The sequence below is a fragment of the Marinilactibacillus psychrotolerans genome (assembly GCF_900101525.1).
Lineage (GTDB): Bacteria > Bacillota > Bacilli > Lactobacillales > Carnobacteriaceae_A > Marinilactibacillus > Marinilactibacillus psychrotolerans.
On sequence record NZ_FMZD01000001.1, the window covers coordinates 61603 to 77665 of the forward strand.

15 protein-coding genes are annotated in these 16063 nt (G+C 34.4%); 2 read left to right on the plus strand and 13 right to left on the minus strand.

What is annotated here, in order from left to right; translation table 11 throughout:
• Window position 1: 1 nt before the first annotated feature.
• A complete protein-coding gene (gene pdhA / locus BLT22_RS00285; RefSeq protein ID WP_087058866.1) occupies window positions 2–1108 on the minus strand; it encodes a pyruvate dehydrogenase (acetyl-transferring) E1 component subunit alpha in 1107 nt (368 codons plus the stop codon).
• Window positions 1109–1608: 500 nt separating this feature from the next.
• On the opposite strand from pdhA, the gene def reads away from it, so the two are divergent.
• On the plus strand, window positions 1609–2175 hold the full coding sequence (def, locus tag BLT22_RS00290) for a peptide deformylase (RefSeq protein ID WP_091759373.1): 567 nt from the start codon (window positions 1609–1611) through the stop codon (window positions 2173–2175).
• A 73-nt stretch (window positions 2176–2248) separates the two neighbouring features.
• Here the strand turns inward: def and BLT22_RS00295 are convergent, their stop codons facing one another.
• Together BLT22_RS00295 and BLT22_RS00300 are read right to left on the minus strand one after the other, a co-directional pair.
• A complete protein-coding gene (locus BLT22_RS00295) occupies window positions 2249–3592 on the minus strand; it encodes a DUF1576 domain-containing protein (protein ID WP_176935240.1) in 1344 nt (447 codons plus the stop codon).
• 399 nt (window positions 3593–3991) lie between these two features.
• A complete protein-coding gene (locus BLT22_RS00300; protein ID WP_087058860.1) occupies window positions 3992–4771 on the minus strand; it encodes a Cof-type HAD-IIB family hydrolase in 780 nt (259 codons plus the stop codon).
• A 421-nt stretch (window positions 4772–5192) separates the two neighbouring features.
• Between BLT22_RS00300 and rnjA the strand changes: the two genes are divergently transcribed.
• Complete coding sequence (gene rnjA / locus BLT22_RS00305) at window positions 5193–6863, plus strand: ribonuclease J1 (RefSeq protein ID WP_091759380.1); 1671 nt, start codon at window positions 5193–5195, stop codon at window positions 6861–6863.
• A 62-nt stretch (window positions 6864–6925) separates the two neighbouring features.
• Here the strand turns inward: rnjA and BLT22_RS00310 are convergent, their stop codons facing one another.
• The 10 genes from BLT22_RS00310 to alaS all read right to left on the minus strand — a co-directional run bounded on the left by BLT22_RS00310 (window position 6926) and on the right by alaS (window position 16050).
• Window positions 6926–7558: a response regulator transcription factor gene (locus BLT22_RS00310; RefSeq protein ID WP_091759383.1), complete on the minus strand. Its 633-nt coding sequence runs from the start codon at window positions 7556–7558 to the stop codon at window positions 6926–6928.
• Complete coding sequence (locus BLT22_RS00315) at window positions 7555–8613, minus strand: sensor histidine kinase (protein WP_091759386.1); 1059 nt, start codon at window positions 8611–8613, stop codon at window positions 7555–7557. The genes BLT22_RS00310 and BLT22_RS00315 overlap by 4 nt, the downstream gene beginning before the upstream one ends.
• A complete protein-coding gene (gene liaF, locus BLT22_RS00320; RefSeq protein WP_091759391.1) occupies window positions 8610–9347 on the minus strand; it encodes a cell wall-active antibiotics response protein LiaF in 738 nt (245 codons plus the stop codon). Before liaF ends, BLT22_RS00315 begins: the two co-directional genes overlap by 4 nt.
• Before the next feature lie 163 nt (window positions 9348–9510).
• Window positions 9511–9984, minus strand: coding sequence for a transcription elongation factor GreA (gene greA / locus BLT22_RS00325; RefSeq protein WP_087058850.1), 474 nt, complete (start codon window positions 9982–9984; stop codon window positions 9511–9513).
• Between the two features lie 177 nt (window positions 9985–10161).
• Entirely contained in the window at window positions 10162–10797 is a 636-nt protein-coding gene (udk, locus tag BLT22_RS00330; RefSeq protein WP_087058848.1) for a uridine kinase, read from the minus strand.
• Window positions 10798–10888: 91 nt separating this feature from the next.
• Window positions 10889–11971 carry an endolytic transglycosylase MltG gene (gene mltG, locus BLT22_RS00335; RefSeq protein WP_091759394.1) on the minus strand — a complete coding sequence of 361 codons (1083 nt, stop codon included), beginning with the start codon at window positions 11969–11971 and terminating at the stop codon, window positions 10889–10891.
• A gap of 219 nt (window positions 11972–12190) precedes the next feature.
• A complete protein-coding gene (locus BLT22_RS00340) occupies window positions 12191–12481 on the minus strand; it encodes a DUF1292 domain-containing protein (protein ID WP_091759398.1) in 291 nt (96 codons plus the stop codon).
• Between the two features lie 11 nt (window positions 12482–12492).
• Window positions 12493–12921 carry a Holliday junction resolvase RuvX gene (gene ruvX / locus BLT22_RS00345; protein WP_087058842.1) on the minus strand — a complete coding sequence of 143 codons (429 nt, stop codon included), beginning with the start codon at window positions 12919–12921 and terminating at the stop codon, window positions 12493–12495.
• Between the two features lie 4 nt (window positions 12922–12925).
• Window positions 12926–13183 carry an IreB family regulatory phosphoprotein gene (locus BLT22_RS00350; RefSeq protein ID WP_087058840.1) on the minus strand — a complete coding sequence of 86 codons (258 nt, stop codon included), beginning with the start codon at window positions 13181–13183 and terminating at the stop codon, window positions 12926–12928.
• A 221-nt stretch (window positions 13184–13404) separates the two neighbouring features.
• Window positions 13405–16050, minus strand: coding sequence for an alanine--tRNA ligase (alaS, locus tag BLT22_RS00355; RefSeq protein ID WP_091759402.1), 2646 nt, complete (start codon window positions 16048–16050; stop codon window positions 13405–13407).
• Window positions 16051–16063: the final 13 nt, after the last annotated feature.

A 16063-nucleotide genomic window follows, 5' to 3' on the forward strand; every position in this document is an offset into this window, starting at 1 on the left:
CTTATTTACTCTCCTTTGCTTGGTATTTCTCAATTTGTTCTTTTATGTTTTGACCTGGTGCGTCATACATACTTTCTAAGAAATTAGAGATTTTCATTTTTGGTGCTTGGTCTGCTTCTTTAGCAGCTTGTTTGATTTCTTCTTTGGTTTGCGCAATTAATTCTTCTTCACGTTCTGTAGACCAAAGTCCTTTTTCTGTTAAGAAATTACGGAAACGAATTAATGGATCACGTTGCTCCCAATAATCAAATGATTCTTGTTCACGATAACGTGTTGGATCATCTCCAGAAGTAGAGTGAGGTCCGAAACGAGAAGTAATTGTTTCAATTAGAACTGGACCATTTCCAGCTACTGCCCAATCACGAGCTTGTTTGGATACGGCATAAACTGCCAATGGATCCATACCATCAACTTGAATACCAGGAATACCAGCTGCGGCAGCTTTTTGAGCTAATGCTTTAGCTGCTGATTGTTTTTCTCGCGGTGTTGAGATTGCATAACCATTATTTTGAATATAGAAAACGATAGGCGCTTTGTAGCGTCCAGCAAAGTTCATACCTTCATAAACATCACCTTGTGAAGAACCACCATCACCAGTATATGTGAAGGTTACTTGATCTTCTTTTCCGGCTAATTTTTGTCCTACTGCGTTACCCATTGCTTGAATGTATTGCGCACCAATAATAATTTGAGGTGGAATTGCATTCAAATCTTCTGGATAATTATTTCCTTCTACATGTCCACGTGACCACAAGAAAGCTTGTGATACAGGCAAACCATGTTGGATTAACTGAGGTACATCACGGTAACCTGGGTATAACCAATCTGTTTTTTTGAACGCGAAGTGACTTGCTAATTGAGAAGCCTCTTGTCCCATTGTAGGCGCATAAAAACCTAAACGTCCTTGACGAGCTAATGCCATAGAGCGATCATGTAACACACGTGACCACACCATTCTTTCCATTAATTCTACTAACTCTTCATCTGATAAATCAGGCATAATGTCTTTATTTACGACTTTTCCGTCTTTATCAAGAATCTGAACCATCGGAAACGAAGCTTCGATTGAACCTAGTAGTGCTTCGTAATCAACTGGTTGCTTTGCCATAGACTACCCATTCCTCTCTTATAATTAAAAGTTTTGTTTTATTTGAAACAGTTTTGAATTACTGTATCAATTTTCTCGATTCCTTCTTAAATTTACCACGCATACGCTAACTTTGCAAGCAATATCATATAACATAAAGCTTATAAACGTTGATACATCAAGGGGATCACACACTTTGTGATCAAGCGAACTAGACAAGTGTTTCAATTAAAAAATTAGTTTTATTGTTATATATTAAAATCAATAGTAATACAGACTATTAAACTGTTATATAATATTGTTGCTTTTGGTTACTGTGTTTTTCTGAATTTTTGAAAATATAACTATGTGATTGAGTTCACTATATCATTAAAATAAATTTATCCTATTTTTATTTATTTTTTATGAACCAACCTTTACGTTGAAATAAAGCAATTGTCACGTGCAATATCGCTTGAAAACTGCTAAAATAACTAGGATAGATTATACTCATCAGATTACTTAATTAAGGAGTGTTTGCTTTGATTACTATGGATGACGTTATACGCGAAGGACATCCTACGTTAAGAAAAATAGCAAAAGATATTGAATTTCCGTTAACTGAAGAACTAGTACAGCTAGCAGAAGATATGTTACAGTTTTTAAAAAATAGTCAAGATCCAGATATCGCAGAAAAATACGAGTTACGTGGAGGCGTTGGTATCGCCGCTCCTCAAGTGAACGTTTCTAGCCGCTTGATTGCAGTCCACGTTCCTTCTAGCGATGAAGAATCAGATATCCCTGAATATAGTACTGTATTGATTAATCCTAAAATCATCAGTCACTCTGTTCAGCAGACGTGTCTTCCTGACGGAGAGGGTTGTTTATCTGTTGATCGTGAAGTACCTGGTATAGTCCCGCGTCACAAAAGAATCACTGTTGAATACTATGATACGACCGGCAGTAAACACAAAGAACGATTGCGTGGCTATCCCGCTATAGTCGTTCAACATGAAATTGATCATTTAAATGGTGTAATGTTTTATGATCGTATAGACCCAGAAAATCCTCTAGCATTGCCAGACGGCATAGACATTCTTGGGGCATAATAACTAAAAAGCTGAGATATTGTCATTTTGAACTGTAAAAGAGATCAATCTCTTACAGTTCAAAATGGCACTCTCAGCTTTTTTCTTTTTCTAATTCTATTTCTTCGGCCGGATCCACTGGTTCTCTTAATTCACGTCTCTGTTCTCTATGATAGTGTACAGCTTCGAGAAGCGGAATCATTAAAGCAGCTACAAATCCCCCGGCAAAGCCGTTATTATATAAATTGATTCCTCCATGAAGATAACTTGTATTGCTCACAACCGTCAAATGCAATCCACCTGCTACCATCCCCATGAAAAATCCATACCTTCCAGCAATTGGTGCTACTGTTGTCCCAAATAAACCAGCAATAATCACAGAAGTTGCACTCATATCATACGAATTGAGATATCCAATCAATATAACACCCAATAGTATAGGCAATACATTTTTTAAATGCTTACCAAACGCTCCAAAACCAACAACTGTTAATATACCTCCAATTGTTGGCCCGTTCAATTCTCCTCCTAGTACTAGTACAAATGTAGTCGCTACTAATCCTAGTAATCCCATATTAATTAAGGTTAGGCTGAAACCTGTCTTTTCCAGAAAATCAGTCGAAAGCTGACCTGAATGTTTAGTAATTGAACCATAACCTTTGAAAGACCATCCATTTTGATATAGCCCAAATACCAGTAATGAAGCGAATACAAAGAAGAATAAAATAGATAACGGTAGATTATACCCGCTGGAAAGGAGAGAAACCGGCTCTATCACTACCCCAGTCGCTCTTAAGATTGATGTGACTATCGTACCAACTACTCCGCTGGAAAATCCGATATTATAGAGACTAAAGCCTTTTGTAAAACCTACAAAATGGTGCGCTAATGGCGGAAGAATAAAGCCTGATACAAAACCTACACTATTGCCCAGTAGAATTCCAGGGAGAATTGGCAGACCAATATTGAACGTAATCTCATTTACTAAAGGTCCCAAGGCAGTACCAAATAATGCTGCTAAAAGTGATTTTTTAGCTGATACTTTCGTGATCCAAGCATAAGAAAATGCACCTAAAACGATCGGCATAGAGTTATACAAATTTTTTCCAAAAAAAGAGAAGGCTGCAACAGTAAAGAAAGCTGCAATCAAAGGACCATTTATTCTAGCTTTTGTCATTTTCATCAATACAAGAGAATGAATCATTAATATACCTGAATTAAAAAATGTGGCCCCTACAGTGGTTAATGCAAAATAATCAGTTGTTAAATTAGATGGCGAAGTTAAAATTTTGAATTGACCATTTATTATTTCTTCAAATGAATTAAAATAAAATGAAACGGCAATAAATAAAAATGAAAACCCTAGCAAAAACCCCAATAGGACTTTCTGAGAAACATGTTGGTAAGGTAAAATAACCCTATCATTGTTTATATCCATAATCATCTCCATTTCTTAATCACAATAATTAAATACCATTTATCAATAAATTTAATTCGGCAGATTACTTACTATTTAATTATAAATAATGTTTTAACTTGTTTCAACTTTTGATTCAAAAACACTAAACATGCTATATAAATTGAAATTACTTATTATAACTTCTTTCAAATATAAATTGAAAATCACTTTAACTGTTTTTGATATCAACCTATCTTAAAAGTTCACTTCTCTAACTGCGATATTAATTGTTTTTATCAGTAAAAATTTACTGTTCTTTTTATTTTTCCAAGATAATTTCATCCTAGATTTTTAAAGCTTGTCTATAAAGCACTCGTAATTCAGAGGGAATCTTAGCCTTTTATTTCAGAAATTTTTTAATACATTACCAATTCTGTACTAAATCAAAGATAGTTTCTTCAATGCTTTGTATATTCCATCGTTATTATTGGTGTCTGTAACTATGCCTGCAACATCTTTAACGATAGATTCAGCATTTCCCATGGCAACTCCAACTCCTACATTTCCGATCATTTCATAATCATTCATGCCATCTCCGAAAGCGATGATATCTTCTTTTTTAAATCCTTTATCCGTTGATAACTTAAAGATTGTTTCGAACTTCGAACCATTAGCCGGCAGAACATCCATCCCTTTTTCATACCATCTAACAAACCTAAACTCAGGAAATTGACCATCTTCATACAAATGTCTCTCTTCTTCAGTATAAAATATCAGTAATTGTGTTAAATCATTATATTTATAAAAATCAGTCTCATGATCCGGTACGTCAAATCCAACATGTTTCATTCCCGATTCAACCGCGTGGTTAATCTTGTGACTTCGCCTTTTTAAATCTTTTGCAGTTTCATAAATCAGTTGATGACCATTTGCATCAGCTACTTGAATTAACCGATTAATCGATTCTTTATCCAAAGGGTTTGAATAAACCATCTCATGGTGAAAAAACCCAGCCGCTCCATTACAGACTATATAATTGGGCAAATTCAACTCATCAATCAGTTCTTTTGCCATAACAGCGTTTCTACCTGTTGCAATCGCTACTTCATGACCATTTTTCTGCAAGCGATCAATAGCTTCTCTAGTGCTGCTTAAAATAGTTTTTTCATCTGTTAACAATGTTCCATCAATATCAAAGTAAATCATTTTTTTATTCATACGGATCTCCTCATTTAATTTATACATAATTATTATACACGAATTCAGTATACCGTGTGTAATCCATTCCACACAATTTATCTTAGCTTAATATTATAGAATTACAGTATATTGATACTCGTTATATTCAAGTTCTATTCATGAATGTTCTTTTTGTGTGATTTGCTTCTTCTATACTTATTTGAGTTAGTATGGTAGAATCAATATAGCTGTTGGTAAAGTTATGCCAACTTATCGGACGGATATAAAAAATGAAAATCAAGTTTGAGCCATGTCATGATTGACTTTACATCTATAGTGGCTTTTTTCATAATATATAAAATACAACCTGAATATGTTTTTTATATAGAGGTTTGCTTTTTTTATGCAAACTCCAACATCATAAAATCTGAATGAAAACAATTTTAAAAGGAGATTTATAATGAAACCGAATATTAAAAATAACGAAGCAGCCATCTTTGCATTAGGTGGGCTGAATGAGATCGGAAAAAATACGTACGGAGTACAATTTCAAGACGAGATCATTTTAATCGATGCAGGAATCAAATTTCCTGAAGATGATTTGTTAGGAATCGACTATGTTATTCCTGATTATTCTTACATTCTTGAAAATAAAGATAAGATCCAAGGGCTTTTCATTACGCATGGTCACGAAGATCACGTTGGCGGAATTCCTTATTTACTAAAACAATTAAATATTCCTGTTTATGCCGGTAAGCTTGCCTTAGCTCTTATCCGAAATAAACTGAATGAACATCAATTACTCCGTTCGGCTGAATTAAACGAAATCAACGAAGATACAGTTGTGAAATTTAGAAAGACATCTGTTTCTTTCTTCCGTACTACCCACAGTGTACCTGAGTCATACGGAATTGTTGTTAAAACACCTAACGGAAATATCGTTCAGACTGGAGATTTCAAGTTTGACTTTACTCCTGTAGGTGAACCTGCAAATCTGCATAAGATGGCAAAGATTGGTGAAGAAGGTGTACTAGCTCTGCTATCTGATAGTACCAATGCTGAAGTTCCTAACTTCACAAAATCAGAACAAGTTGTTGGGGACTCCATCCAAAACTTATTGAAGAAAATTGATGGTAGAATTATATTCGCTACTTTCGCTTCTAATATTTCCAGAGTACAGCAAGTCGTTAAAGCAGCGAATGCTACAGGACGTAAGATTGCTGTTTTTGGACGCAGTATGGTTACCTCACTAGAAACTGGCCAGGAACTTGGTTATATTGTGGCTGAAGAAGGAACCTTTATCCATCCTAATGAACTGAAAAAATACAAAGATAATGAAGTTCTGATATTGTGTACCGGCTCTCAAGGGGAACCGATGGCAGCCTTGAGTCGTGTCGCAAACGGTACCCATCGACAAATCTCAATCCAACCAGGAGATTCAGTGGTGTTCTCAAGCTCACCGATTCCTGGAAACACCGTCAGCGTTAACCGGGTAATTAACCAGTTATTAGAAGCAGGCGCAAATGTCATTCACGGAAAAGTCAATAATATCCATACCTCTGGTCATGGTGGACAAGAAGAACAAAAATTAATGCTTCGATTAATGAAACCTAAATTTTTTGTTCCAATTCATGGTGAACATCGCATGCAGAGAATCCACGCTAATTTGGCTATGAAAACCGGTGTGCCAGAAGAAAACTGTTTCATTTTAGATAATGGTGAAATTGTAGCATTTACTGAAGATTCTGCTAGACGTGCTGGTGAATTTACTGCACAAGATGTCTATATTGATGGTAGTGGTATTGGAGATATTGGAAGCGTCGTTCTAAAAGATCGTAAATTACTTTCCGATAATGGTTTGGTTGTCGTAGTTGCTACAATTGATACGGATAAGCGCTCAATTTTGGCTGGTCCTGATATCATTTCTAGAGGATTCATTTATATGCGTGAGTCAGAACAATTGATTCATGGTGCTCAAAAAGTGGCATTTGAAAGTATCACTCGTTCATTTGAGTATAAACAAGTGAATGAGTATAAAATGCGAAATGACTTAATTGAGGATATCAAACAATTCCTATTTGCTGAAACAGAACGTAAGCCAATTATCTTACCAGTTATTTTAACGAAATAACCTAAATAAAAACGCTAAAGCAGATTATTTTTGCTTTAGCGTTTTCTTTTTTTAATTCCCTATTATTCTACTAAATCATGTCTAAATGCATATATAGCGGCTTGAGTGCGATCTTCAACTTGTAGTTTAGATAAAATGTTAGATACATGTGTTTTTACTGTTTTTAAAGTGATAAAAAGTGAATCTGCAATTTCCTGATTAGAATATCCTTGGGAAATCAGTTGCAACACTTCTTTTTCGCGGTTCGTCAAATCATCGTGCAAAATAGTCTTTTGCTTAGTACTTTCCCGATCCAGAATTTTTTCTGTAACTTCTGTTTCAAAATATGGATCTCCATTATATGTAGAACGGATAGCTTCCGCAATTTCACTTGCTGAAGAGGTTTTCAAAAGATAACCTGAAGCACCTGCTTCCATGGCTGGGAAGACTTTTTCATCATCAATAAAACTAGTTAAAATGATTATTTTTGCTTCCGGCCATTCTTTTAAAATTTTCTGGGTTGACTCAATACCATCCATTACTTCCATGACTAGATCCATTAATATAATATCTGGTTTTTCTTTTAATGCAATTTCAAACCCTTGTTGACCATCTTCTGCTTCTCCAATGACAGTAATGTCTTCTTGTATAGAAAAATAAGAAGATAATCCTAATCGAACCATTTGATGATCATCTACTAGCAATAGTCGAATCATTTTTTTCCTCCTGCTATAATTGGTATGCTAATTTCAATACTCGTCCCTTTATTGGGAAACGAAATAATTTTTACATTTCCGCCAATTCCATTGATTCTTTCACGTATATTCTCAAGGCCATAGCTTCCTGATTTTTTAGAATTCATATCAAAACCTACACCATCATCTATCATTCTGAGTTGAACTGTTTCATGAACTTTTTTAAGATATACTTCCAGTTCTTCTGCTTTTGCATGTCTCAATACATTGGAGAGTAATTCCTGAACGATTCTAAATAAGTGGTCTTCTATCCCATCTGGCAATCTTACATTTTCAATTTCAAACCGAATATCCGTACTGATTTTTGTACAAAGTTCTTTTAATAATTGTTCAATTCCTTGCTTTAATGTTTTGCCGTCCAACTTAACAGGTCTTAAGTGCAGAAGAAGTGCCCGCATTTCCGTTTGTGAATCGTTAATGATTTTTTCAATTAAATCCAACTGTGTTTTAAACTTTTCATCCAATTCATCCGATTGCTGATTGACGGCACTCAGCATCATAGAGGCTGCAAATAACTGCTGACTTACAGAGTCATGTAACTCTCTAGCAATTCTGTGTCGTTCTTGCTCGAGAATTTCAATTTTTGTTTCATTACTCATCTGAGTAGAACGTTGGCTAGCACTGATTGCTTCCTCTGCCATACGCATTAATTTCTCGTGAAGATTAATGAACTGGCGGTCTATTTCTTTATTCACTTGTAATGGGGTATCTAATGAGTACATATCTAAAAATATAGAAGCAGAATAATGTCCTTTTGACATCATTTTAAGACCTTCTTCTACTTTCTTCAATTTCTTTCTTTCAAATGATTTCATATAAGCAAGCATGATAATTGTTAAAAAAACAGAAAAGAAAACTAAGTAAAATATTAGTGGAAATCCTGAGAATTTATATTCAAACATCATATAAAACCAATTTTCATCTGTAAAGGTAAAGCAGATGAATAAAGTAAATACAAAGATCAATAAGAAAAACAAGAAAAAGTATTTAGAAAATTCAGTGGCATTTTTTCTCATAAAAATACCACCTCTACTTCGCCCACTAATACGTTCAGCACGACCTTGATTTTTCTTGAACTCAAATGATAGGAAGGAGATTGCCATTTTAGTGTTTCATTTTTCAAGTCCAGTTCATCATGGCCCACTTTGACTTTACCAAGTAATAAAGATATATCTAATGAAACCCCAACTTCATCAGGTATGAGTATTTTAGTTTCACCAATTCCTTTTCTTATCAAGACGATATTTTCCTGTTTAGGTAAAATGGTGTTACCTAAATCAATAACTGTATCACCCATTATTTTAGTAAAATTTATATCGTCCCATTCATAAATATCATAGCCAATCGAATCATCGCCAAACCATTTTTTTCTAGACATTTGCACAGTTTCTTCTTCATGCTCTTTAAACTGTACAGCTACATATTCCTTTTCTCGCCATTTAGTCTGCTTTTTGGTAAGAGGATCTTTGACAGTCTTAAACATTCGGTGATCTTCTCCAACTTTGAAAATCAATAATACAATCAAAATGACCCATACTGCACTAGTAAACAGAATAGAAAGGAAGAATAATATAAGCCCTAGCCAAAAAAGATTGCCTTGCTTTTCATGAGATTTAAAAATTCTGTCAGAAAAAAACATTAATAGGATACTCCCTATTAATAAAATGAGAATCAGTGGATCTGTTACAAGATCATAAAGTAACCAAATTCCAAGCAAACCCATAATTATCTTAAAAATTGGACGATTCATTTTACATGCTCCTAGCTATTCTATAGTAATTATAGTATAGCGAATATATCAGATAATAGCATTACTTGAAAGCGAAAATCAGCCTAAAGTATGATTTTTGAAATAGGTAAAAAAAAAATCAAAAGATAGCCTAAACTATCTTTTGATCAGATTCTTGTTTATTTCAAAATACTTTTGTAATTTCAACTTCCATTGATCCACCTGGCGTTTCAATAGAAACAATTTCTCCGACTTTCTTTCCTAAAAGTGCCTGAGCAATTGGAGATTCATTTGAAATTTTACCAGAGAAAGGATCCGCTTCAGCTTTTCCTACGATTGTATATTCTTCATCAATACCATCTGGAAGTTCTTTAAAAGTAACTGAACGTCCAAGAGAAACTTCATCTGTTTTAGCTTTAGAGTTATCAATAATCTCAGCATTTTGCAGCATATTTTCTACGGTGCTGATGCGCCCTTCAATAAATGCTTGCTCGTCTTTTGCAGATTCATATTCAGAGTTTTCAGATAAATCTCCAAATCCACGTGCGATTTTGATTCGTTCTACAACTTCTTTTCTTTTCACTGATTTTAATTCGTTTAATTCGTTCTCCAATTTTTCTTTACCTTCTAAAGTCATTGGATATACTTTTTCTGTCATCAAATGCTTCACCTCATATATTATAATTAATGTTCAAACAAAAGAACTAGTATCTTTTTACCTTATTTATAGTTTTTGATTCAAACTCTGAGTTTATAATCTCAATGGAAACAAGATACCACGAACTTAACATCTTGTAAAGCGTTTTGTTAGGATATTTTAAGCATAGAATTTTCATCATAGAGAACGGTTTTTAAAGATCGTATCAATTTTGGTTGTCATCAAGTCTATTGCTACTTGATTCCTTCCACCTTCTGGAATAATGATATCTGCATACTTTTTGGTAGGTTCAATAAATTGTGTATGCATTGGTTTAACCACACCGAGGTACTGTTCAATTACGTGATCCAAAGTACGCGCCCGTTCTTCAATGTCTCTTTTGATTCGACGAATTATCCTGATATCATCATCTGTATCGACATAGACTTTAATGTCCATCAATTCTCGGAGTCTTGGATCTTCTAAGATAAGTATACCTTCTAAAATAATCACTTCTTTAGGTTCTTGCACAATGACTTCATTGCTTCGAGTATGTTTTGTATAATCATATACAGGTTTTTCAATTGTTTCATAATTGAGCAGCTTAAACAAATGCTGAATCAATAAGTCTGTATCAAAAGCGAATGGGTGATCGTAATTCGTGTTCAATCTCTCTTCAAAGTTTAAATGGTCCTGATTCTTATAATAAGAATCTTGTTCCAACATCATAATAGATCTACCAGGGAAATGATTATAGATCGCTTGACTGACACTTGTCTTTCCACTACCAGAACCTCCAGTAACGCCTATTACTATGGGTTTTGTACTTTTCATCTCAATTTTCCTTTCAGTTGAACGCTTATGATCCATTTATCAGATCGTTTTGTTCTTAATAAAAGCACTGAGTCGAAGGACTCAATGCTCTTTAATTTAATTCGTCTCGTAATTCAAGATGTTGCTGGTAGGTTTCGGAGAAATATACTTCTTTGGTTGATAGATCCGCTATAAAATACATATAATCTGTTTTAGTCGGATACATACTTGCATCAATCGATGCCTCAGCAGGACTATTTACAGGACCAGGTCCAATACCTGTATGTTGGTAAAGATTATAAGGAGAATCTGTTTCAAGGTCATCATACGTGATGCGCTCTTGATGTTCGCCCAATGCATAGGTCACACTAACATCTGTTTGAAGCGGCATATTTATCGCTAACCTATTGTAAAACACACCAGATATTAGCTTTCTATCTTCAGGAGTAATGCCTTCTCTTTCAATAAAAGAAGCAATTGTTAAAATACGGTGAACAGATGTCTCTTGAGAATCAATATCTGTATAGAATTTTTGCATAACTTGATCCATTCTAGAAAGCATTTGTGTTACAAGCTCTTCTAAAGTAGTTTCCTCATAAAAGTCATACGTTGCGGGATAAAGATACCCTTCTAATTTATATAAAGTGTCTTCTCTAGCATCATAAGCACTATTCAAAAGCTTGGGAAACTCATCACGTTTTTTCTGAAGAAACTCTTCACTTTGTACTAGGTCAAAAAACTCATCTTCAGAGTAATCAGTATTCTCACTGATTACACCAGCAATTTGTTCTATTGTATACCCTTCTGGAACCGTTATGCTTCCAGTAGATTCTTCAGTTATCGGAGACCCGCCCTTTTTTAGACTCTCAACAATCTCATCTGATGATAATGAAGGAGAAAACTTATAGTGTCCCGCCTGAAACCCTTGTTCACCATTGAATCTTAAGTGATAGTTAAAAACGAACGCGCTGTTAATAATTCCTTTTTCTTCTAAAATACGAGCAATATCCGTACGAGAAGATCCTATAGGTATTTCTACTGATATTTCTTCTGTACTGTCCGGGTCTAAAGGTTTTAGAGACGAGGTATAGTAGTGATAGCCTGAAAACCCTAGAATAATAATTAAGGTGATCAAAATAGCTACAATACTTAGTACTATTTTACGCACAGTATGCTTTGATTCCTGGTCAGGCATATTTAATCCATTCCTTTTTAAAAGTGTTTATATCCTTTTCATTATACACAATCAACCTTGAATATTAAAGATAAAATTTTGACTGTCTTCTATAACATTCTTTTATAAATAATCATTTCCCTTTTTCTTCTTTCAAACCAATTTTTATGACTGCAAAACAAAATAGTCATTAGAAACCTCAGTTAGCATTTCAAATGACTATTTTACACAGAAATAAATTTACTCTTCTTCTTCTTCGATAAAAGTATTTAAAACTTCTTCAATCATTTCCCATTCTTCGTCAGAATCGATTGCACTTAATGTTCCTTCTAACCCACCATCATTCTCTGTGTATGAAAATGCAGATAATTCTACTTCTTCACCTTCACTTGTTCCCGCAGGATATACAAGGACGTATGATTTTTCAAAATCATCTGAATCAAACGTAAAAAGAATTTCGTATAATTCTTCATTTCCTTCTTCATCAATTATTGTGATATGATCATGATCGTGTTCATGTTCGTGTGACATAATATCGTCTCCTAATTATTATTTGATTGTCGATCTAAATAGCCTTGTAAAATCATTACCGCAGCTAACTTATCAATGACTAGCTTCCTTTTTTTTCTTGAGGTATTTCCTTCTTCTATCAGCATTCGGTTAGCTTGAATGGTGGTCAATCGCTCATCTTGATATTCTACTGGAAGATGATAGGTCTCTTCTAACAGTTTGCCATACCTATATGATGCTTCTGCTCTTGGACCTATAGAACTATCCATATTCTTAGGCAATCCTACAATAAATTTTTCTATTTCGTAGGCTTTTACGAGTTCCGACATTCTTACAATTCCAAAATCTTCTTTTTCTTCATTGATTTTAATAATTTCTATACCTTGAGCCGTCCATCCAAAAGGATCGCTGACTGCTACACCTACAGTTCTAGATCCTACATCTAATCCCATTATTCGCATTTACTTAGTTATCACTTTCTAGATACTTCGTCATCAATTCTTCCAAAATTTCATCTCTCTCATGTCTTTTGATCAGATTTCTGGCATCGTTATGTCTAGGGATATAAGCCGGATCTCCAGACAGTAAATAACCTACGATTTGATTGATAGGGTTGTATCCTTTTTCTTCAAGTGCTTTATAAACAATTTTCAATGTGTCTTTCACATTGTATTCATCGTTATTATTCACACTAAAACGTACTGTATGGTCATTTGAAGTCATAATTTCCCCTCCGTACTTCATAAGCATAGTTTGACTGATGATTGATTTTAGAGAAAAAGCTTATGTGATGTTATTTTACAAGAAAATAACCGAAAGTACAATGACGAATAAATCGGTTTATTCAAATAATTTGCAATCATTTACTAGATTCTTGCTTTCTAAACTTTTACTCTACTTAGAAAGCAAGGATTCTTATAAGGCGAAATAAATAGTTCTCAATTTCAACTATTTACTTTGATCCAATTGCTGACAGATTCCAATGCTTTAGACAGTCCTTCTGGATTCTTTCCTCCTGCCTGTGCCATATCTGGACGTCCACCGCCACCGCCACCAACTAATGGGGCAATTGACTTAATTAAATCTCCAGCTTTAAAGCCCTTCTCAATTGCATGACTACTCATTGATGCAATCAAATTTACTTTATCTTGATTTTTCAAACCTAAAACAAGAATATCTGAGTAATTTTCTTGCTTCCATTTATCAGCTAATTGTCTCAATTGATTCATATCTTTCACTTGAACTTCTTGTGCAATATAAGTGATACCTTCTGAGTTATCTATTTTAGTAAATATATCATCTGCTTGAGTATTTGCTAATTTAGAGCTAAGCGATTCATTCTCTTGTTTTAGCTCTTTAAAATCTTGTTGTAGTTGTTCTAATTTATTAGGAAGTTCTTCAACAGTCTGAGCTTTTAGTTGATCACTAATATGCTGTAAAACAGATAATTGATTTTCCATCCATTTGTAATAACCTTCGCTTGTCTTAGCAATAATTCTTCTAGTTCCAGCACCAATTCCTGATTCAGAGATAATCTTGAATAACCCTATATCAGATGTGTTTGAAACATGGGTACCTCCACAAAATTCTTTAGAATATTGTCCAATCATTACAACACGGACTTCATCTCCATATTTTTCACCAAACAAAGCCATTGCGCCCAGTTTTTTTGCTTCTTCGATTGAAGTAACTACAGTAGTGACAGGAAGTGAATCAAAAATTTTCTGATTCACAATTGTTTCCATTTGTTTCAGTTCATTATCAGTTACTTGTCCAAAATGCGTAAAATCAAATCTTAACTGATCTGGTGCAACTAGTGAACCGGCTTGATTAGCATGACTGCCTAAGACATCTTTTAATGCTTGATGAAGTAAGTGGGTAGCTGTATGATTTCTCTCAATCAAGTTGCGACGTCGATGATCAACTTCAAGGATATAAACATCACCTTTTTTCAGTGAAGCAAGTACTTCTACTTCATGCAAAGGTTGTCCTGCCGGTGCAGATTTAACATTTTTTACTGTCGCTACAACCTCACCTGCGTGATTTTTTACAGTACCTGTGTCTCCAATTTGCCCGCCTTTTTCAGCATAGAATGGCGTTACATCAAATACTAATCGAACGTTTTTTCCTTTTTCAATTGAACCTTTGAATTCATCATCAGCTATAATTGCTTCTAGTGTTCCTTCAGTTGTCATATTTCCGTATCCAATAAATTCGCTATTTTTATTAAGTTTTGTCAATAAATCGCTTTGTACAGACATTGAACCTTCTTCGTTACGAGCTGATCTAGCACGTTCTCTTTGTTTTCTCATTTCATTTTCAAAACCTTCTAGATCAACTGTAAGATTTCGTTCCTCTGCAACTTCTTCAGTCAATTCGACTGGGAATCCAAAAGTATCATATAATTGAAAAGCAGCTTCTCCATTGAGAACCGTTTCGTCTGCTTTTTTCATTTGTTCTGTTATTTCATTTAACCGACCAAGACCTTCTGCCAGTGTTTCATGGAATCGTTCTTCTTCGTTTAGAATCACTTTAGTTATAAAAGGCGTTTTTTCCAAAATTTCAGGGTAATGTTCTCGCATTATTTCTCCAACAACTGGAACAAGTTTAGCTAAAAATGGTTTTTCAATTCCTAATTTACGACCATGCATGATTGCACGACGTAACAAGCGACGCAACACGTAACCGCGACCTTCATTTGATGGTAACGCTCCATCTCCGATCGCAAATGATATAGCACGAACATGATCTGCTATTACTTTAAAACTCGTTTGTTTGTCAGAACCTTTAACATAGGTATTTCCAGAGATTTCTTCAACTTTATTAATAATCGGCATAAATAAATCAGTTTCAAAATTCGTTGGTACATTTTGAATGACTGAAAGCATACGTTCAAGTCCCATTCCCGTATCAATGTTTTTATTAGGTAATGGATCATAAGTATCGTCGGGCTTATGATTAAATTGAGAAAATACTAAATTCCAAATCTCAAGCCATCTTTCATTTTCTCCTCCTGGATAGTTTTCAGGATCATTCTCAGATAAGTCATTGAAAGCAGGTCCACGATCATAAAAGATTTCTGAATTAGGACCGCATGGGCCTTCTCCAATATCCCAGAAATTCCCCTCTTCTTCTACAATGTGATCTTCATTTAATCCAACTTTTTCATGCCAGATTTTATATGCTTCTTTGTCTTCTGGATACACTGTTACATATAACTTGTCCGGATCCATTGCTATCCATTTTTCATCAGTTAAAAATTCCCAAGCCCACATAATGGCTTCTTCTTTGAAATAATCTCCAATAGAAAAATTTCCAAGCATTTCAAATAAGGTATGATGTCTAGCAGTCTTACCCACATTTTCAATATCATTTGTTCTAATACTTTTTTGAGAACTAGCTAACCTTGGATTGCTCGGTTTCACTGATCCATCAAAATATTTTTTCATTGTTGCTACACCTGAATTGACCCAAAGCAACGAAGGATCATCTATTGGGACTAGTGAAGCACTTTTTTCAATTTTGTGATTTTTCTCCGCAAAAAAGTCAAGATATAATTGTCTAAGTTCGGAACTGTTTAATTGCTTCATAAAATATTTCCTT